Annotated in this window: 15 protein-coding genes; 11 read left to right on the top strand and 4 right to left on the bottom strand. The window is 75.2% G+C overall.

The window, feature by feature from the left end; all coding sequences use genetic code 11:
• From R2E43_RS19560 to R2E43_RS19540, 5 genes are all read left to right on the top strand, one after another.
• Positions 1 to 1,128, top strand: coding sequence for an aminopeptidase P family protein (locus R2E43_RS19560; RefSeq protein ID WP_011029228.1), 1,128 nt, complete (start codon positions 1 to 3; stop codon positions 1,126 to 1,128).
• A gap of 213 nt (positions 1,129 to 1,341) precedes the next feature.
• Entirely contained in the window at positions 1,342 to 2,595 is a 1,254-nt protein-coding gene (thrS, locus tag R2E43_RS19555; RefSeq protein WP_332056408.1) for a threonine--tRNA ligase, read from the top strand.
• A 148-nt stretch (positions 2,596 to 2,743) separates the two neighbouring features.
• Positions 2,744 to 3,724, top strand: coding sequence for a nucleoside hydrolase (locus tag R2E43_RS19550; protein WP_003975162.1), 981 nt, complete (start codon positions 2,744 to 2,746; stop codon positions 3,722 to 3,724).
• Between the two features lie 110 nt (positions 3,725 to 3,834).
• Positions 3,835 to 5,505, top strand: a complete 1,671-nt coding sequence (locus R2E43_RS19545; protein WP_332056407.1) for a glycoside hydrolase family 13 protein — start codon at positions 3,835 to 3,837, stop codon at positions 5,503 to 5,505.
• A 131-nt stretch (positions 5,506 to 5,636) separates the two neighbouring features.
• Positions 5,637 to 6,491, top strand: a complete 855-nt coding sequence (locus R2E43_RS19540; RefSeq protein WP_051815049.1) for a hypothetical protein — start codon at positions 5,637 to 5,639, stop codon at positions 6,489 to 6,491.
• Positions 6,492 to 6,682: 191 nt separating this feature from the next.
• Here the strand turns inward: R2E43_RS19540 and R2E43_RS19535 are convergent, their stop codons facing one another.
• Positions 6,683 to 8,032, bottom strand: coding sequence for a helix-turn-helix domain-containing protein (locus R2E43_RS19535; RefSeq protein WP_003975159.1), 1,350 nt, complete (start codon positions 8,030 to 8,032; stop codon positions 6,683 to 6,685).
• A 112-nt stretch (positions 8,033 to 8,144) separates the two neighbouring features.
• Between R2E43_RS19535 and R2E43_RS19530 the strand changes: the two genes are divergently transcribed.
• Positions 8,145 to 8,321, top strand: coding sequence for a hypothetical protein (locus tag R2E43_RS19530; RefSeq protein WP_037897068.1), 177 nt, complete (start codon positions 8,145 to 8,147; stop codon positions 8,319 to 8,321).
• 49 nt (positions 8,322 to 8,370) lie between these two features.
• Here R2E43_RS19530 and R2E43_RS19525 read toward each other — a convergent pair whose 3' ends face one another.
• Positions 8,371 to 9,450: a hypothetical protein gene (locus R2E43_RS19525; RefSeq protein ID WP_011029232.1), complete on the bottom strand. Its 1,080-nt coding sequence runs from the start codon at positions 9,448 to 9,450 to the stop codon at positions 8,371 to 8,373.
• 83 nt (positions 9,451 to 9,533) lie between these two features.
• Positions 9,534 to 10,763 carry a PP2C family protein-serine/threonine phosphatase gene (locus R2E43_RS19520; protein WP_265696422.1) on the bottom strand — a complete coding sequence of 410 codons (1,230 nt, stop codon included), beginning with the start codon at positions 10,761 to 10,763 and terminating at the stop codon, positions 9,534 to 9,536.
• A gap of 223 nt (positions 10,764 to 10,986) precedes the next feature.
• On the opposite strand from R2E43_RS19520, the gene R2E43_RS19515 reads away from it, so the two are divergent.
• The 4 genes from R2E43_RS19515 (at position 10,987) to R2E43_RS19500 (ending at position 13,892) form a co-directional block, all read left to right on the top strand.
• Positions 10,987 to 11,406, top strand: a complete 420-nt coding sequence (locus R2E43_RS19515; RefSeq protein WP_003975155.1) for a hypothetical protein — start codon at positions 10,987 to 10,989, stop codon at positions 11,404 to 11,406.
• A 72-nt stretch (positions 11,407 to 11,478) separates the two neighbouring features.
• The gene (locus R2E43_RS19510; protein ID WP_329431433.1) at positions 11,479 to 12,423 is read left to right on the top strand and encodes a hypothetical protein; all 945 of its coding nucleotides are present in this window, start codon (positions 11,479 to 11,481) and stop codon (positions 12,421 to 12,423) included.
• Positions 12,424 to 12,468: 45 nt separating this feature from the next.
• Positions 12,469 to 12,840 carry a hypothetical protein gene (locus tag R2E43_RS19505; RefSeq protein WP_003975153.1) on the top strand — a complete coding sequence of 124 codons (372 nt, stop codon included), beginning with the start codon at positions 12,469 to 12,471 and terminating at the stop codon, positions 12,838 to 12,840.
• Between the two features lie 35 nt (positions 12,841 to 12,875).
• Positions 12,876 to 13,892 carry an endonuclease/exonuclease/phosphatase family protein gene (locus R2E43_RS19500; RefSeq protein WP_210984895.1) on the top strand — a complete coding sequence of 339 codons (1,017 nt, stop codon included), beginning with the start codon at positions 12,876 to 12,878 and terminating at the stop codon, positions 13,890 to 13,892.
• 26 nt (positions 13,893 to 13,918) lie between these two features.
• Here R2E43_RS19500 and R2E43_RS19495 read toward each other — a convergent pair whose 3' ends face one another.
• Positions 13,919 to 15,997 (bottom strand): PhoX family protein, encoded by a 2,079-nt coding sequence (locus R2E43_RS19495; RefSeq protein ID WP_093456507.1) that lies wholly within the window; start codon positions 15,995 to 15,997, stop codon positions 13,919 to 13,921.
• 263 nt (positions 15,998 to 16,260) lie between these two features.
• On the opposite strand from R2E43_RS19495, the gene R2E43_RS19490 reads away from it, so the two are divergent.
• Positions 16,261 to 17,646 carry a VWA domain-containing protein gene (locus tag R2E43_RS19490; protein ID WP_332056406.1) on the top strand — a complete coding sequence of 462 codons (1,386 nt, stop codon included), beginning with the start codon at positions 16,261 to 16,263 and terminating at the stop codon, positions 17,644 to 17,646.
• Positions 17,647 to 17,669 lie beyond the last annotated feature (23 nt).

The following is a 17,669-nucleotide window of genomic DNA, read 5'->3' as shown; positions in this document are numbered from 1 at the left end:
GTGGGTGACGCCGCCCCCGGCGCCTTCACGGACGAGGTCTACGCGGCCCGCATGGACCGCACCGCGTACCAGGCCGCCGCCCTCGGGCTCGCCGGGGTGCTGGTCACCCCCGGCCCCGACCTGGTGTGGCTGTGCGGCTACCGGCCCACCGCCCCCATCGAACGCCTCACCCTCCTCGTCCTCACCGCCACCTCCCAGCCCCGGCTGCTGGTGCCCGCGCTCGACCGCCCGACCGCCGAGGCGTCCCCCGGCGCGGGCGCCGTACGGGTCTCCGACTGGTGGGAGGGACAGGACGCCTACGCCGCCGCGGCCGGTCTGCTGCGCCCGCACGGCCGGTACGCCGTCTCCGACGCGACCTGGGCGCTGCACCTGCTCTGCCTCCAGGCGTCCCTGCCGCTGGCCACCTACCAGCCGCTGTCCGTCGTACTGCCCATGCGGCGCGCGGTGAAGGACGAGCAGGAGATGGCCCGGCTGACGGCCGCGGCAGCGGCGGCGGACACCGCGTACGAGGAGGTCCTCGGGCTGCGTTTCGGCGGGCGCAGCGAGCGCGAGCTGGCCGCCGACCTGGCCGGGCTGCTGCGCGCACACGGGCACAGCCGCGTCGACTTCACGGTGGTCGGCGCCGGACCCCACGCGGCCGACCCGCACCACCGGCCCGGTGACCGGGTCATCGGGGACGGGGACATGGTCGTCCTGGACTTCGGCGGCCTCAAGGACGGCTACGGCTTCGACATCGCCCGCACCGTCCACGTCGGAGCGCCCACGGACGAGGAGCGGCGGGTCCACGAGACCGTCCGGGCCGCGCAGCGGGCGGCCTTCGGGGCGGTGCGGCCCGGGGTGTCCTGCCAGGAGGTCGACCGGGCGGCCCGCGCGGTGATCGAGGAGGCCGGGCACGCCGGGCACGGCGCGCGCCGCACCGGCCACGGCGTCGGCGTCACCACCCACGAACCGCCCTATCTGGTGGAGGGCGAGGAGCAGCCCCTCGAACCGGGCATGTGCTTCTCCCTCGAGCCCGGCATCCACCTCCCGGACCGCTTCGGCGTCCGCATCGAGGACGTCGTGACCTGTACGGAGGATGGGGGCCGACGGCTCAACACCACCTCGCACGAGCTGGCGATCGTACGCTGACGGCTTCGCCGGGGCCGGGGAAATCCGCTCGCGCCCGCGCCCGGCGCCGCAGTACCGTCGTCCCCATGAAGCGCGTCCGTCCGTTCTTGGAGACGACGCCGGGGTTCGTCCCGGCGCGCTGACTGCTGACCAGAAGTCCGAAGCCCCGGGGCGAGCGCCCCGGGGCTTCGTCACGTGGTGCTCGTCCCGTGGACCGTTCCGAGGGAGACCACCGTGCACGACCGGAACCACGCCCGGAACCACGACCGGGACCACGACCACCGGCGGCTGGGCCGCGAACTGGCGCTGTTCGACACCGACCCCCTCATGGGCGCGGGCCTGCCGTACTGGCTGCCCGACGGCGCGGTCGTGCGCCACACCCTGGAGGAGTACGTCCGCGAGGCGGAGCGCCGGGCCGGCTACCGGCACGTCTACTCCCCCGTCCTCGGCAAACGCGAGCTGTACGAGATCTCCGGACACTGGGAGCACTACCGCGACGACATGTTCCCGCCGATGGAGCTGGGCGCCGAGGAGGTCGTACTGCGCCCGAGCCTGTGCCCGCACCACGCCCTGGTCTACCGCTCCCGCGCCCGCAGCTACCGCGAACTGCCCCTGCGCATCGCCGAGCTGGGCGCCATGTACCGCTCCGAGCCCTCCGGCGTCCTGGGCGGACTGTCCCGCGTGCGGGCCATCCACCTCAACGACGCGCACATCTTCTGCACCCCGGACCAGGCCGCCGCCGAGGCCCGCGCCGCCCTCGGCCTCATCCGCCGCGCCCACGCCGACCTCGGCATCCGGGCCGCCCGCCACCGCCTGTCCCTGCCGGGCCCCGGCGGCAAGTACGTCGCCGACCCGGAGCTGTGGCGGCGGGCCACCGCGCTGCTCGAAGAGGCCCTGGACGGACTGCCGTACGAGGCGGTGGAGGGCGAGGCGGCCTTCTACGGCCCGAAGATCGACGTGCAGATCGAGGACGCGGCCGGACGCGAGTCCACCTTGTCCACCGTCCAGATCGACTTCCACCAGCCCGAACGCTTCGGCCTGCGCTACCTCGGCCCCGACGGCGCCAGGCACCGCCCGGTCATGGTGCACCGCAGCGTCATCGGCAGCGTGGAGCGAGCGGTCGCCCACCTGATCGAGGCGCACGGCGGCGCGTTCCCGGCGTGGCTGGCCCCGGTGCAGCTGGTGGTGCTGCCGGTGGCCGGGGCGCAGCGGGAGGCGGCGTACGCCCTTGTGCGGCAGGCCACCGACCTGGGCCTGCGGGCCGAGGTCGCCGACCCGGAGCGCGGCAGCCTCGGGGCCCGGGTCCGGGCGGCGCGGAAGGTGCCGTACCAGGCGGTGATCGGCGTCCGGGAGGCGCAGGACGGCGACCTCGTCGACGTACGCCTGCGCGACGGCCGCCGGCCCGGACAGCTGTCCGGCACCGAGCTTCTGCACCGCATCACCGACCGCGTCGAGGCACGCGGCCCCGAGCTGTGGCCGTCCGACTGAGCCCGCCCGCCCGGTGCGGGGCCGCGAACCCGGCGGTCCGCGCCGGGCGGGACGGCGCCGTCGTGGTGCCGGGCTGCGGGGACCCGGCCGGGCCCGCGTAGGGTCACCGGCATCGGCGTCCCCGCGAAGCAACAAGGAGCCCCCGGCCGTGCGCACCGTCTCCGAGCAGCAGCAGCCCATTCCGGTGATCATCGACTGCGACACCGGCATCGACGACGCCCTGGCCCTGCTGCTGGCGGTCCGGCACCCGCGCCTCGACCTGCGCGCGGTGACCTGCGTGGCCGGGAACACGGACGTGGCGGGGGTCGTCCGGAACACGCTGACGGTGCTGGAGCGGGCCGGTGCCCCGGACGTCCCCGTCGCCCGGGGTGCCGAGCGGCCGCTGATCGAGGGCGTGCGCACCGCGCGGCACGTGCACGGGGCCGACGGCATGGGCGACCTCGGGCTGCCCGCGCCCACCCGCGCCCCCGCCGACGTGGACGCGGTGACACTGCTGCGCCGGGAGATCCTCGCCTCCCCGCGGCCGGTCACCCTGATCCCCACCGCGCCGCTGACCAACATCGCGCTGCTGCTGCGCACCCACCCGGAGGTCACCGGCAACATCGAGCGGATCGTGTTCATGGGCGGCGCGGTGGCCACCGGGAACGCGACGCCGGTCGCCGAGTTCAACGTGTGGCACGACCCGGAGGCCGCCGCGATCCTGCTCACCGCCGGGGTGCCGATCACCATGTACGGCCTCGACGTGTTCGAGCGGGTGATCGTGCCCGGCACCGACGTACGGCGGCTGCGCGCGAGCGCCGAGCCCGGCACCCGGCTCGCCGGGGAACTGCTCGCCCACCGGGGCCCGGCCACCGACGCCGCGGACCCCGGCGGCGGGCTCGGCGACGCGGGCGCGGTCTGCGCGGTGATCGACCCGGCGGGCCTGACCACGCACCGGCTGCCCGTCGAGGTGTCCCTGGCCCCCGGGCCGTCCCGCGGCCAGACCCTGGTCGACCGGCGGCTGCGCGTCGGCGAGTCCGAACTGCACGACGGCATGCGCGAACAGCCCCTGGTGGACGTGGCGTTGGACGTGGACGTGACCCGGTACGTGGAGCTGTACCTGGGCACGGTCGAGCGCACGGGAGCGTAGCCACCGGCGCGTCGCGGGCGCACGGGTTCCCTTTTCGGGTGATCTGGACAGACGTACCAGACCGGTTCGTGTCGTCCGACGTACCGACTCGGCATCTCGAAGGAGGCCGCGTGACCGTACGCAGCACCGCCAGCACCCCCGACCTGTCGTCCAAGGATCCCAACTGGTGGCGGCAGGCCGTCATCTACCAGGTCTATCCCCGCAGCTTCGCCGACGCCGACGGCGACGGGCTCGGCGACCTGCGCGGCGTCACCCAGCGCCTGACCCACCTGGCCGCCCTCGGCGTCGACGCCCTGTGGCTCAGCCCCTTCTACCCCTCCGAACTCGCCGACGGCGGCTACGACGTCGACGACTACCGCGACGTCGACCCGCGCCTGGGCACGCTGGACGACTTCGACGAGCTGGCCGCCGAGGCCCACCGGCTGGGCCTGAAGGTGATCGTCGACCTGGTGCCCAACCACACCTCGCACCGCCACGCCTGGTTCCGGGAGGCGCTGGCCGCCGGTCCCGGGTCGGCCGCCCGCGACCGGTACGTCTTCCGCGACGGCCGCGGCGCGCACGGCGAACTCCCGCCCACCGACTGGCAGTCCGTCTTCGGCGGCAGCGCCTGGCAGCGGGTGCCCGACGGGCAGTGGTACCTGCACCTGTTCGCGCCCCAGCAGCCCGACCTGAACTGGGAGAACGAGCAGGTCCGCGCCGACTTCCGCACCACGCTGAAGTTCTGGTGCGACCGGGGCGTCGACGGCTTCCGGGTCGACGTCGCGCACGCGCTGGTCAAGGACCTGACCGAGCCGCTGCGCGACCTCGGCGCCCCCGAGCTGAGCGGCGAGGCGGCCCTCGCGCAGTTCGCGCCCGGCACCCACCCCTTCTACGACCGCGACGACGTCCACGAGGTCTACCGCGACTGGCGCAAGATCCTCGACGCCTACACCCCGCCCCGCACGGCCGTCGCCGAGGCCTGGGTCCCGGGCCCCCGGCGCGTGCTGTACGCCCGCCCGGACGAACTCGGCCAGGCCTTCAACTTCGAGTACCTCCAGACCGGCTGGGACGCCGCCGAGCTGCGCGAGGTCATCACCGGCTCACTGGCCGACGCGCGGGCCGCCGGTGCCTCGGCGACCTGGGTGCTCTCCAACCACGACGTCGTCCGGCACGCCACCCGCCTGGTCCTGTCGCCGGACACCGACACCGACGCCTGGCTGCTGTCCGGCGGCCGGGCGCCCGCCGTCGACCCGGCGGCCGGGCTGCGCCGGGCCCGCGCGGCGACGCTGCTGATGCTGGCGCTGCCCGGCTCGGCGTACCTCTACCAGGGCGAGGAGCTGGGTCTGCCCGAGGTGGCCGGCCTGCCCACCGAGGTACTCCAGGACCCGATCTGGGAGCAGACCGGCCACGTCCGCAAGGGCCGCGACGGCTGCCGGGTGCCGCTGCCCTGGACGACGGAAGGGCCCTCGTACGGCTTCGGCGCGGGCGGGGCGTGGCTGCCGCAGCCGCCGGACTTCGCAGCGTACGCCGTCCAGGCCCAGGACGGGGTGGCGGGCTCGACGCTGGAGCTGTACCGCACGGCGCTGCGCCTGCGCCGCAAGCTGCTCGCCGGCGAGTCGCTGACCTGGTCGGACGACGTACCGGCGGGGGTGCTGCGGTTCGACCGCTCGGACGGCTGGCGCTGCGTCACCAACCTCTCCGGCACGGCGGTGGACCTGCCGGCCGGCGAGGTGCTGCTCAGCAGCGCGCCCCTGGAGGACGGCCGGCTGGGCCCGGACACGACGGTGTGGCTGGGCCTGTAACCGGTCCGCGCGGTCGCCCGGCGCTCACCCGGACGGCCGCGCACGCTGGTGGCGCGGCGGGGACGGTGGTGCCGTGGAGACGTGACCGATCCTGAACGGCGCCGGTCGCACCGGCCCGCCAGGAGGCACCGATGCAGCACGCCCCCGCCGCCCGACCGTCACGCGCCCCCGCCGCCCGACCGTCACGCATCCCCGCCCTCCGTCCGCTGCCCGGTGCCGCGCTCGCGGCGGTGCTGGCGCTGACGGCGACCGCCTGCGTCGGTGGCGGGCGGGGCGCGGACGAGGCGGACGGCACCGTGTCGCCGACCGCGCAGTCCCCGGCCGCGCTTCCGTCGTCCGGCCTGCCGCCGGTGCTCACCCGGGGGCAGGCGCGGGCCGCCCTGATCACGGCGGCCGACCTGGGGGAGGCGTGGGAGCCGACGCGGGGTGCCGCGACCTGGCGGGACGAACTGCTCAAGGCCACCGCCGACCGGCCCGACTGCCGACGGCTGCTGGACGTCCTCTACACCGAGGACCTCTTCGGCTCGGACGCCGCCACCGCGCCCCGGGCCACGGCCGCCCTGGACGACACGGAGGACGGGGCCCAGCTGCACTACCGGGTCACCTCCTACCGCGCCGCCGACCTCGACCGGACGCTGGCGTGGCTCGGGACGCTGCCGGACACGTGCGGGCACTTCACCGCACGGCCCGCCCGCGGCACCGCCCGGGACGTCCGCGTCACCGGCCTGGTCCTGCCGGAGGCGGGGGACGCCCGCCGGGGCCTGCGGGTGACGGTGGGCGGCACGGCGCCGGACGACGGCTCCGGCGGGGAGGCCCGCGACGGGATCCTCACGGTGGACCTGGTCGCCGTCCGCCTCGGCGACGACGCGATCAGCCTCACCAACGGCACCCTCGGCGAACCGGCCGACGACACCACCCGGACGTCCGTCGACATCGGCACCGGCCGCCTGGCGGAGGCCCGGCGACAGGGCCGGGCCCAGGTCTAGGGGGTGTCGTTCGGATCGGGCCGGCCGGGGTCGACGGTGCCTTGTGGCCGACCCGAGCGGGGTCTGGTGCGTGCGGCTGCAAGGCGGAGGAGGGCGACAGGGCAGAGCCCTGGCAACCGACGACAACGCCGCAGACGTGCGTGCCAGACCCCGCGACCCCGGCAAGATCCAAACGACACCCCCGGCGGGGACTACAGCGGCGGCTGGGCGGGGGCCGGGCCCAGAGTGGTCGTGCCGGGCGCGGTGCGGTGCCCGAGGCCGGTGCGGTAGGCGTCCAGGGCCGCCTCGACGCGGCCGGTGCGGCGCAGCAGGTCGCCGAGGAGACGGCACAGGTCGGCCAGGTCGCCCGCCGCGCCGGCCCGCTCCAGCAGGCTCAGCGCCCGGACGTAGTGCTCCTCGGCGGCCTCGGTGTCCCGGGCGTCCTCGGCGATGATGCCGAGCAGCCGGTGCGCGCCCGCGGAGTGCACGGCGCCGCGTTCGGAGGAGAGGTCGTCGAGGACCCCGTGCAGCAGCTCGGCGGCCTCCTCGGACTTGCCGCGCCGGTGCAGTACGTCGGCCAGCTCGACGGCGACCTGGCTGCTGTACAGGGCGGCGCGGGTGGCCGAGAGCATGGCGAGGGCCTCGCGCATCTCCGCCTCGGCGCGCGGCAGTTCGCCGTTCTGGGCGCAGACGTAGCCGCGCATCCAGTGGCAGTTGGCCAGCTCGGTGCCCAGTTGCAGGGTGCGGTACAGCTCGGCCGCCTTGGCGAGCGAGGCGTCGGCCTCGGCGAGGCGGCCCTCGGCGAGCAGGGTGCGGGCGACCGAGCGGTGCATGCGGGCCACCAGCGCGGGGTCACCGGCGCTGGGCGCGAGGGCGAGGGCGAGTTCGGCGGCCTGCGCGGCGCGCGCGTGGGCGCCCATGTCCATGTACGGGCCGATCGCGCTGGCGTAGAGCAGCAGCAGCGCGTCGGGATCGTGCAGACCGCCGCGGTTCAGCTCGTCCAGGGTGGACTCCAGCAGGTACACGGCGTACCGCAGTTCACCGGCGAGGTAGTGCGCGAGCGCGCGTCCGCGCAGGGCGGGGACCCGGGCGGGCAGCGGGGCCCCGGCGTCGACGAGGCACTGCTCGGCCCGCTCGAAGTACTGGCGCCCCGCGGCCAGTTCGCCGGTCTCCACGGCACACTCGCCGAGCCCGAGCAGCGCGGCGGCCCGCTCCTCGGCCAGCTCGTACGTCTCGGCCTCGGCGAGCAGCCCGGTGTACTGCGCGGCCGCCTGCTCCGCGCCCTCGGTGGCGAGGGTGCGCTGCGCCTCGGTGAGCCTGAGCCGCAGGTCGGTGGCGAGGCGGGCGGGCCGTCCGGTGACCAGCTCCTCGTATCCGACACCGAGCCGGTCGGCGAGGTGCCGCAGCGCCTCGTCGGAGGGGCGGACGCGGCCGGCCTCCAGGGTGGAGATGTAGGCGGGTGTGTACGCCGGTTCCGCGAGCTGGCGCTGGGTCATCCCGCGCTCGGCGCGCAGGCGCTGCACCCGGCGTCCGATGTCGTTTCGGTCGTCACGGTCCCCCACTGCCAACTCCCCATGAGGCTCTTGCCGTTCGGCGCGGACGGCTCTAGGTTAAACCGCGTATTAAGCGCGCTTAACCGCGCTTGACACAATCCCTCATCCCCCAGAGGACACCGTGCCCGTACGCTTCCGCACCGCCGAACGTTACGCCAGAGCGCTCACCGCCGCCGTCGCCGCCGTGGCCTGCCTGCTGCTGGCCGCCAACGCGGGCCCCGCGGACACGGCACCGTCCCCGGCCCCGGCCCAGGAGGCCGCCCCGCCCGAGGAGGGCCCGGCCCCGGAGGACGGCTAGGACGCCCGTCGGGAGGGCGCCCCCGGTCCTGGGTCTGGAGCCGGTGCGTTCAGCCCTGGGTCTGGAGCCGGCTCAGTTCGCGCTGGACATGGTCCAGGGCGCCCTCGCGGCGGCCCGGTACGCGGCCGCGCAGCGCGGCGAGGGCCGCGCCCAGTTCGCGGGCCGGTCCGGCGTCGCGGATCCGTCCCCACTGGTGGTGGGCCCGGTCGACGGCCGCCTCCACGGCGGGCGCCTGCGGGAGCTGCCCGGCGCCGAGCCGGGCCTCGGCCACCGTCAGCCAGGACCGGCAGCTGCGCACCGGGTCCCCCGCGAACATGGCCAGGTCGGCCCGGACCTCCGCCCAGTGCAGCGCGTCCTCGGAGGCGGGCCCGTGCGCGTGGGCCGCGGCCCGCTCGTGCCGGGCGGCGAACGCGTCGGCGTCCCCGTGCCGCCCGGAGCGCACGGCGGCGGCGATGACGGCGTGCGGGTCGCCCGCCACCGGCCCCGGCGCCGTCAGCACCAGGTCGGCGCCAGTCACCGCGCCGCTGCCCGGGGCGTCGGCGGCGGCGCGGGCCAGCGCCTGCTGGTGCAGCTCGTCCGGCGGCGGCCGGTGCCCGCTGCGCAGGATCGTCGCCACGCCCCGCATGTACGACGGGACGGCCACCGCCCGCCGTGCGGGCGGCGGCGCGACGCGGCCGTAGACGGCGTTGTTGCGCCCGGAGTCCAGCGGGCTGGTCCGCAGCCACTGCCAGGTCTCGTGGTCGGCGTGCAGATCGAGCAGCAGCGTCGTCGCGCCGCTCGGCCGCAGCCGCAGCTCCTCGCGGATCCAGTGCCAGGGCAGTGCCGTGTAGCGGACGGTCGACGGGGTCGTGCGGGCCAGCGCCAGGTGCGGCAGGCGCTGGCGCCGGTCCAGCTGGAGCTGTCCGGCGACGTAGACCGTGAGCGGTCCGGGGGCCGCCGCCGCGGCCCTCAGCCGGGTCAGGACGGCCTGCGGCTCCAGCGGGTCGGCGAGCTCGACGACGTTCGCCGTGTCCGTGCCGGAGAGCACGGCGGGCGGCACGGCCGCGAGCACGGGGAGCACGGAGGCGGCGTCCACCAGGCATCCGCGGCCCACGGGCGACGCCGCGAGCAGCAGCACGGTTCCGGGCATGTCCCTGTCCCCTCCCCCTGTCGATCACGTACGTCGATCACGTACGGCAGCACCGTAACCGCTGCGGCTGCGAAGCGCGGCACTCAGCCGCCGCCGGACGGCTCCCGGCCGGCCGGTGTCCGCCGTACCGCGAAGACCGTGGTGTCGTCGGCCACCCGCCCCCGGCAGTGCCGCAGCGTGCCGTCCCGGACGAGGGACACCAGCCGCGCGGGCACGGCGCTGCGCGGGTCGGCGGCGAGGGCGAGGGCGATGTCGTCGGCCGGCCGGTAGAAGACCCCGGCGGGGTCCCGGGCCTCCGTCACCCCGTCGGTGACCAGCAGCAGCGTCTCGTCCTCGGCCAGGTGCAGCCGGTGCACCGGCGGCGTCCCGGACCGGCCGGTGGGCGCCAGTTCGGCCATCCCCAGCGGCAGCCCGCCCACGACCGGCAGCAGGCGCACCCCGCGGGGGCCGACCGCCATCGGGGGCTCGTGGCCGAAGACGACGCAGTCCACGGCGTCCGCGATGTCCACGGCGTCCGGCGGGCCGGGCGGGAACCCGATCAGCACGGCGGTGGCGAACCGGTCGCCGTCGGCCCGGCCGAGGGCGGCGGTGTGCTCGCGGTGGCGCACCATGCGGGTCTCCAGGCGCTCGGCGACCGTCGCGAGGTCGGCTTCGTGGTACCCGGCCTCGCGGAAGGTGCCGAGCAGCGCGGCGGCCGTCTCCACCGCGCCGAGCCCCTTGCCCTGCACGTCGCCGACGAGGACCCGGGTGCCGTGCGGTCCGGGCTGGATGTCGTAGAAGTCGCCGCCGACGCGGGCCTCGCTGTCCGCGGAGAGGTAGACGGCGGCGTGGTCGAGGCCGCCGAAACCCACCGGGAGCGGGCGCAGCACGGTGCGGCGGGTGGTCTCGGCGATGTCCCGCATGTGCAGCATGCGCCGCTCGCCGCCGACCCGGACGGCGGCCACCCCCACGGCGACGACACCACCGAGGGCGACGAGCAGCAGGCCGGCCATGCCGGTCTCCTCCCGGTGCTTCCAGACCAGGTCTGCCATCATGTAGACGGCTGTCGACAGCACCGCGAACACGGCCGTGCTCCACACACCGCAGATCGCGGCCGCGACGCCGGGGACGAGCACGGTCCAGGCGATGATCTGGAACACGTTGGTCGTCACGTCGGCCACGGCGATGCCGACGAGCATGAGCAGCGGGAACAGCCACGCCGCACTGTGGCCGCGCACGCTCAGCAGCTCGTGCCGCGACAGGGCGTCGCCCCGGCCCGCGGCCCGGACGAGCCCGCCCAGCAACTCCCACCGGCCACGCACCGGCCCGCGCACGCGACCCCTCACGGGGGAAGCGAAGCACGCGCCGCACCGCCCCGCATCCTGACTTGCCAGTCGGCGGACCCGGGTGTGCGCTGGTAGACGGGGGCAGACGGGGCGAGGCGAGAGGAGTGCTCTCATGGTTCACGCGGTACCCACACGCACAACGTCCACCGGCGCCCGCACCGGCGGCACCGGTACCGGAAGGGGTACGGGAAGGGACACGTCCGGGCGCCGGATGCCCGACGTCTTCGGCGCGCGGACCCACCTGCTGGCGAAGTGGGCGATGCCACTGGCGATCGGCCTGGTCTACGGCTACTGGGCGGCGTCCGTCCGCCGCCACGGCGGCCCCGTCACCGGCTGGAACCTGCTGTTCGGCTTCATGACGGTGCTCGCCTTCGCCCTCCTGTGGTACGTGGTCCGCGCCGTGGCCGACCGGCTGCCGCGCGAGGGCCACGCGGTGCTGTGGGGGGCGTTCGCGGGCAGCGCCCTGGGCTTCCTCTACTCGGGCAGCGGCGTGGCCATGTTCACCTGCGTCCTGGTGTCCCTGCTGCTCGCGGCGGCGGTGACGGCCGGGCTGTACTACTTCTACGCCACCCGCCAGGACGCCGAGGAGGCCCGGGCGGCCAGGCACCGCACCCTCACCCGCACCACCTGACCGGCTCGTCCCCGGGGGCCATATGCAGTCACGCCGGTCGCCCGGCGGGGGCGCGGGGGTTTGCCTGGGAGGGTGTCCCCCCGCCTCCGGAGCGCCCTGTCGGCCGCCCTGATCGTCCTCGCCAGCCTGCTCGCCCCGTGCGCCACGCTGGCCGGCTGGGCGATGCACGGGCCGGCCGACACGGGCCGCTACGTCGCGTCCATGGCCCCGCTCGCCGACGATCCGGACGTGCGGGACGCGGCCGCCGACACGCTGGGCGCCGGGTTCGCGGGGCTCGTCGACGAGGTCGCGGCGGGACCCGTGGACGGCAGCGTGCGGCTCTTCGTGCGGGACGCGGCCCGCTCGTTCACCCGGACCGAGGCCTTCCACGAGGGCTGGGACGCGGCGAACCGCACCGTCCACGCCGCCGTGCTGCGCGCCCTGCGGGACGACGGCGCGGCCGGACACGCGATCACCGTCGACCTGGCCCCCGTCACCGAACGCGTGCGGGACCGGCTCGCCGAGGACCACGTGCCCTTCGCCCGGCGCATCCCGGTCCGGCACACCGCGGTCACCGTGCTCCCGGCCCGCCAGGCGGACCGGCTCAGGGAGGGCTACCACGTGCTCGACGTCGCCGCCTTCTGGCTGCCGCTGGCGGCCGTCGTCTTCGCGGTCACCGCGATCGCCGTCGCCGCCCGCCGCCGCCGCGCCGTCACGGCCGCCGGGATCGGCACCGCCCTCGGCGGCGCCCTGCTCGCCCTCGCCGTCCTGGCCGGCCGCCGGCTCACCGTCGCAGAACTCCCCGGCCCGGTGGACGGCCCCGCCGCGGGCGCCGTGTACGACGCCCTCACCGAAACACTGCGCACCGCCTCCTGGCTCCTCGTCGCCCTCGGCCTCGCGGTCGCCCTGGTCTCGTGGCTCACGGGCCGGTACGGGCGCCCACCGCGCCGCCGGTCCGCCGAGGAGCCCACCGCGGAGCCTGCCTCGAAGCCCTCCGCCGAGCCCGGCCCGCCCCGGCCGACGCGCACCCGGCTCTGAAACCCCTTGGCGGGGACCGCGCCCGGGCGGCTAACGTCGCCGCCCATGACCGAGCGACGGACCGAGAGCGGCACGACGACCCTGTGGCGGCCCACCGGCCCCGAGGAGCTGGCGCTCGTCGAGGCCTCCGGCTGGACGGCCTGGCCCCCGCGCCTGCCCGAGCAGCCGATCTTCTACCCGGTCCTCAACGAGGACTACGCCGTCCGCATCGCCCGCGACTGGAACGTCCCCGCCTCCGGCTCGGGCCACGTGACCCGGTTCGAGGCCGACACCGCCTTCCTGGCCCGCTACCCCGTACGCCGGGCAGGCGGCGAGACCATCCTGGAGCTGTGGGTCCCGGCGGAGGAGCTGGCGGAGTTCAACCGGCACATCGTGGGCCGCATCGAAGTCGTCCGGGAGTTCCACGCCCCGGCGTAGATCCGGGCATCGCACCGCGAGCGAAGGGCCGGGACTTGGACACCGAGACCGACACGGCGAACGGCACGTGGACGGACGCCGACGGCGGACGCACGCCCCGCCGCACCGGACGGCGCCCCGGAGCCTGGTGCGCGGCGCTGCTGTTCGCCGGGGTGAGCGTGGTCGTCGGCTGCCGGACCGCCGACAGCGACGGCGTCACCCCCGTACCGCAGCTCCTCGCCTTCCTGCCCTGGCTGCTGGTGCCGACCGGCGCCGGGCTGCTGCTCACGCTGCTCGCCCGGTGGTGGACCGGCGCGGTGTGGGGCGTCGCGCTGCTCGGGCTCCTCGCGTGGTTCATCGAGCCGTACGGCAAGAGCGTGGAGCCCACCGGGCCGCCCGTCGCCGAGGTCCGGGTGCTGACCTCGAACGTGGAGTTCGGGCAGGGCACCGACGCGCTGATCGCCGCCGTGCGCCGCGAGAAGCCCGACCTCGTGTTCGTACAGGAGTGCGAGCGCACGTGCGGCGCGGCGCTGCGGCGCGACCTGGCCGCCGGCTATCCGCACCGGCGGGCCGTCGAGGGCGACGGCTCCAAGGGCTCCGTGATCCTGAGCGCCTTCCCGCTCCGGGCCGCCCCCGCCGTCCCCGGCACCCTGGGCATGCCCGCCGCCGTCGCCGACGTACGCGGCCACCCCGTACGGCTCCGGCTCGCCCACCCGATGCCGCCGCTGGCGGACCGGGTGGACCTGTGGCGCGAGGAGCTGGCCGCCCTGCGCGACGCCGCCGCGGGGGACCGCGGGACGCCCACCGTCCTGGCCGGCGACTTCAACGCCTCGCAGGACCACGCCGCCTTCCGCCGCATCCTGGACACGGGGCTGCGCGACGCGGCCCGGCTCGCGGGCCAGGACCGCACGCCCAGCTGGCCCGTGCGGACCCTCCCCGTGTTCGGCACGCAGATCGACCACGTCCTGGTGTCCGGGGACTTCGCCGCGCGCGACGCCCGGTTCCTGGCCCTGGCCGGCACCGACCACCGCGCGCTGGTCGTCGATCTGACCCTGCACGCGGCGGCCGGCTGACCGCTCCCCGTTGCTTCCCGGCCGGCTCAGACGCCGATGTCGCGGCCGTCCGCGCGCCACACCGCCACGACCGCCGGGCGCACGATCTTCCCGGGCCCGTCGGGCCAGGAGCTGGCCGGCTGCTCCACGGAGGCGCCGTCGACCTCGCCCGGGTGCTGCACGGCGACCAGCACCCGCCGGTCCTGGACGAGCGGGCCGCAGGTCTCCGCACCGGTCGGCACGGTCAGGAACTGCTTCAGCTCACCGCGCCGGTCGCCCCGGGTCGCCACGCCGAAGAGCCCGTCGTGGCTGCCGAGCGCGTTGCCGTCGGTGGAGATCCACAGGTTGCCGTGGTCGTCGAAGGCGACGTTGTCCGGGCAGGAGATCGGGCTGACCCGGTCCTTGGGGAAGCCCGCGAAGTAGGTCGCCGGGTCCTCCGGGTCACCCGCGACCAGGAACAGCGACCACCCGAAGCGGGTGGCGTCGGCCCGGTTCCAGCGCTCGGTCAGCTCCAGCACGTGGCCGTGCTTGTTGGAGTTGCGCGGGTTGGCCTCGTCGGGGCCCGCGTAACCGGCCTTGCCCCGGTTGGAGTTGTTGGTGAGCGCGACGTACACCTTGCCGGTCGTCGGCGACGGCTCGATGTCCTCGGGCCGGTCCATCTTGGTCGCGCCGACCTTGTCCCCGGCGAGCCGCGTGAAGACGCACACCTCTTCGGCGCTCATCCCCTCGACGTGCGAGACGGCACCGTCCTCGGTGGCGGTCACCAGCGGAATCCACTCGCCACCGCCGTCGAACTCGCCGTCGCGCGGCAGCGTCCCCGTCCCGTCGATCTCGATGGCGGGGGAGTCGCCGCTGAGCTTGGCGACGTACAGCGTCCCCTCGTCGAGCAGCGAGAGGTTGTGCTCGCGCGCCCAGCGGGAGTTGCCGTGCCGCATCCGCTTGCTGCCGACGAACTTGTAGAAGTAGTCGAACCGCTCGTCGTCGCCGGTGTAGACGACCGGCCGCCCGTCGTGCGTCAGCCGCACGGTCGCGGCCTCGTGCTTGAACCGGCCGAGCGCGGTGTGCTTGCGCGGCGTCGACTCCGGATCGTACGGGTCCAGCTCCACGACGTACCCGAACCGGTGCACCTCGTTCGGCTCCCGGGCGACGTCGAACCGCTTGTCGAACCGCTCCCACTTGCGCTCGGTGGCCCCGGTCCCGATCCCGTACCGCTTGTCGGTGTCCCGGCTGCTGTTGGCGAAGTACTGGTTGAAGTTCTCCTCGCCGTGCAGCGTGGTGCCCCACGGGGTGGTGCCGCCGGAGCAGTTGTTGAGGGTGCCGAGCACCTTGCGGCCGCTGCGGTCGGCGGAGGTCCTCACCAGGTCGGACCCGGCGGCCGGGCCGGTCAGCCGGAACTCGCTGGTGGCGGTGATCCGCCGGTTCAGCCGATGCCGCGACACCGCCGTGAGCCGCCCGCTCCTGCGCTCCTCCTGCACGGCGACGACCGACAGCCCGTGCGCGGCCCAGGCGATCTCGACCTGCTCGCGGGTCGGGTTCTCGGGGTCGTAGCCGCGGAACATGAGCACCTCGTCGGTGTACTCGTGGTTCGCGACGAGGAGCTGGCGGTCGTGCTCGCCCCGCAGCGGCAGCAGCGCGAGGAAGTCGTTGTTGTACCCGAACTGCCCGGCCTGCGCCCCGGCGCTCTGCTTCTCCGGGTCGAAGGCGGGCGCCCCGCGCAGAATGGGTTCACCCCAACGGATGACGACGTCCTGCCGGTACCCCTCCGGAACGGTCACGGCGTCGTCGGTGTTGGGCGCGACGGGCGTGAACCGCAGGCCCCGCGCGCCGGACGCCTTGGAGGGCCTCCCGTGCCCCTTTCCGGCCGCGGGCGCGGCCTGCGCCGACGGCGCCCCCGCCACCCCGACGGCCCCGGCGCCCGCCGCGGCGACGGTCACGACGGCGGCGGCACGCATCATGGAACGGCGGCTGAGCGCACCGGCGATGACATCGCCGACGTACTCGTTGGAGCTGGTGTTCGGCACCTCGTGGAAGCAGGCGTCGCCACACCGGAAACGGCAGGTCATCGCGGACCGGCCGCCAGGATGCGAACCGGACGGCGTCCCGATCAACGGCAGGAGCTTGCGCACTGTGTTCTCCCCTTGAGAATCCCTGTATGCCCTGGTGTCAGCGCGACCGTAGGCGCGCATACGTGCCGGGACCGGGCGTCGCGGTGAACGCCGGGTGAACCCGCGGAATCCTTGGGGGAATTGCGGCGACGACCGGATCCTGCCTTGACGCCTCGCCGCCCGCATGCCAGACCCTGCACAAGATCACAAGCTGGGACCGCTAACCTTACGTGTCCGTCCTGGCCAGGGATTGACGGCACCAACTCACTCGAAGGGTTGCGCACATGGGCATTCTCACTCTCCTGCGGAACGCGTTCGGCCGCTCACGCAAGGAACGGACCGCACAGGCGGAGGGTGCGACGCAGGAGACGGCACCGCCGGTCACCGCGCCGGAGCCGAAGCTCCCGTCCCAGCCCACCGCACCCCCGGAGCCGGCCGAGACCACCTCGGCCGAGCCGGAGCCCTCCCAGATCCCCGAGCCCCGCTCGGAACCCACCCCCGACGAACACGACCTCGTCAAGGCCGCCTTCGCCAACATCACCGTCCCCAAGCCCACCCCGTCGACCCCACCCACGAACCCCGAGCCCGAGGTCGCCCCCGAGGCAAACCCGGAGCCGGAAACCAGCCCGGAGGCAAAGCCCGAGGCAAAGCCCGAGCCCGAGGCGGAGGCAGAGGCGAAGGCGGAAGCCAAGGCAGAGGCGGAAGCCGAGCCGGAGGCGGAAGCCGAGGCGGAAGCCAAGGCAGAGGCGGATGCCGAGGCCGAAGTGGAAGCCAAGCCGGAGGCGAAGGCGCAGCCCGAGGCGGAGCCGGAGGCCACCCCCGAACCCGCAGCCGCCGACGGCGAGGAAGCCCCACAGGGGCCACCCGCACCCGACAACGAAGGCAGCACGGGCGGTGCGGGTGGGAACACGGACGCCGAAGGCGAAGCCGAGGCGTCACAGCCCGCCACCCCGCCGGAGGCACCCCGTAGGGACACGGACGCCGAAGGCGAAGCCGAGGCGTCGAAACCCGCAACCCCCGCAGCACGCCTCCGCTCCCGCGCCCCCGGCCTCACCACCGCCTACAAGGCCGCCGGCGCCGCGCTCAAGAAGCGCGACCTCACCGGCGCCCGCGCCAAGGTCCACCTCGTCCTCGACCGCTCCGCCTCCATGCGCCCGTACTACAAGGACGGCTCCGCCCAGGCCCTCGCCGAGCAGACCCTCGCCCTCGCGGCGCACCTCGACCCCGAGGCCACGGTCCACGTCACGTTCTTCTCCACCGAGGTGGACGGCACCGGCGACCTGACCCTCACCGACCACGAGAACAAGATCGACGAGCTGCACGCAGCGCTCGGCCGCATGGGCCGCACCAGCTACCATGCCGCCGTCGAGGCAGTCCTCGCCCACCACGCCAAGGAAGCGGCCCCCGGCACCCCCGCCCTGGTGATCTTCCAGACCGACGGCGCCCCCGACGCCAAGACCCCCGCCACCCAGTCCCTCACCGACGCGGCGGCGAACCACCCGAACGTCCACTTCTCCTTCGTCGCCTTCGGTGACCCGGAGAACAAGGCCTTCGACTACCTCCGCAAGCTCAAGACGGGCAACGCCTCCCACTTCCTGGCCGGCGAGACCCCGAAGGAGCTGACCGACAAGGAGCTGTACGAGGCCGTACTGGCCACCTGGCGCCCGTAGCCGGTCACAGCAGCGGCACGCAC

Source organism: Streptomyces violaceoruber (assembly GCF_033406955.1).
In the GTDB taxonomy this organism is placed as follows: Bacteria; Actinomycetota; Actinomycetes; order Streptomycetales; family Streptomycetaceae; genus Streptomyces; species Streptomyces violaceoruber.
This window is presented reverse-complemented; position numbering and strand designations above follow the sequence as displayed.

Excerpts from the sequence above, each read along its gene's own strand:
- R2E43_RS19525 (WP_011029232.1), bottom strand. The coding sequence starts at position 9,450 with ATGCCCGGAACCGTGCTGCTGCTCGCGGCGTCGCCCGTGGGCCGCGGA.
- R2E43_RS19540 (WP_051815049.1), top strand. The coding sequence starts at position 5,637 with ATGCAGCACGCCCCCGCCGCCCGACCGTCACGCGCCCCCGCCGCCCGA.
- R2E43_RS19490 (WP_332056406.1), top strand. The coding sequence starts at position 16,261 with ATGGGCATTCTCACTCTCCTGCGGAACGCGTTCGGCCGCTCACGCAAG.
- R2E43_RS19505 (WP_003975153.1), top strand. The coding sequence starts at position 12,469 with ATGACCGAGCGACGGACCGAGAGCGGCACGACGACCCTGTGGCGGCCC.
- R2E43_RS19515 (WP_003975155.1), top strand. The coding sequence starts at position 10,987 with ATGCCCGACGTCTTCGGCGCGCGGACCCACCTGCTGGCGAAGTGGGCG.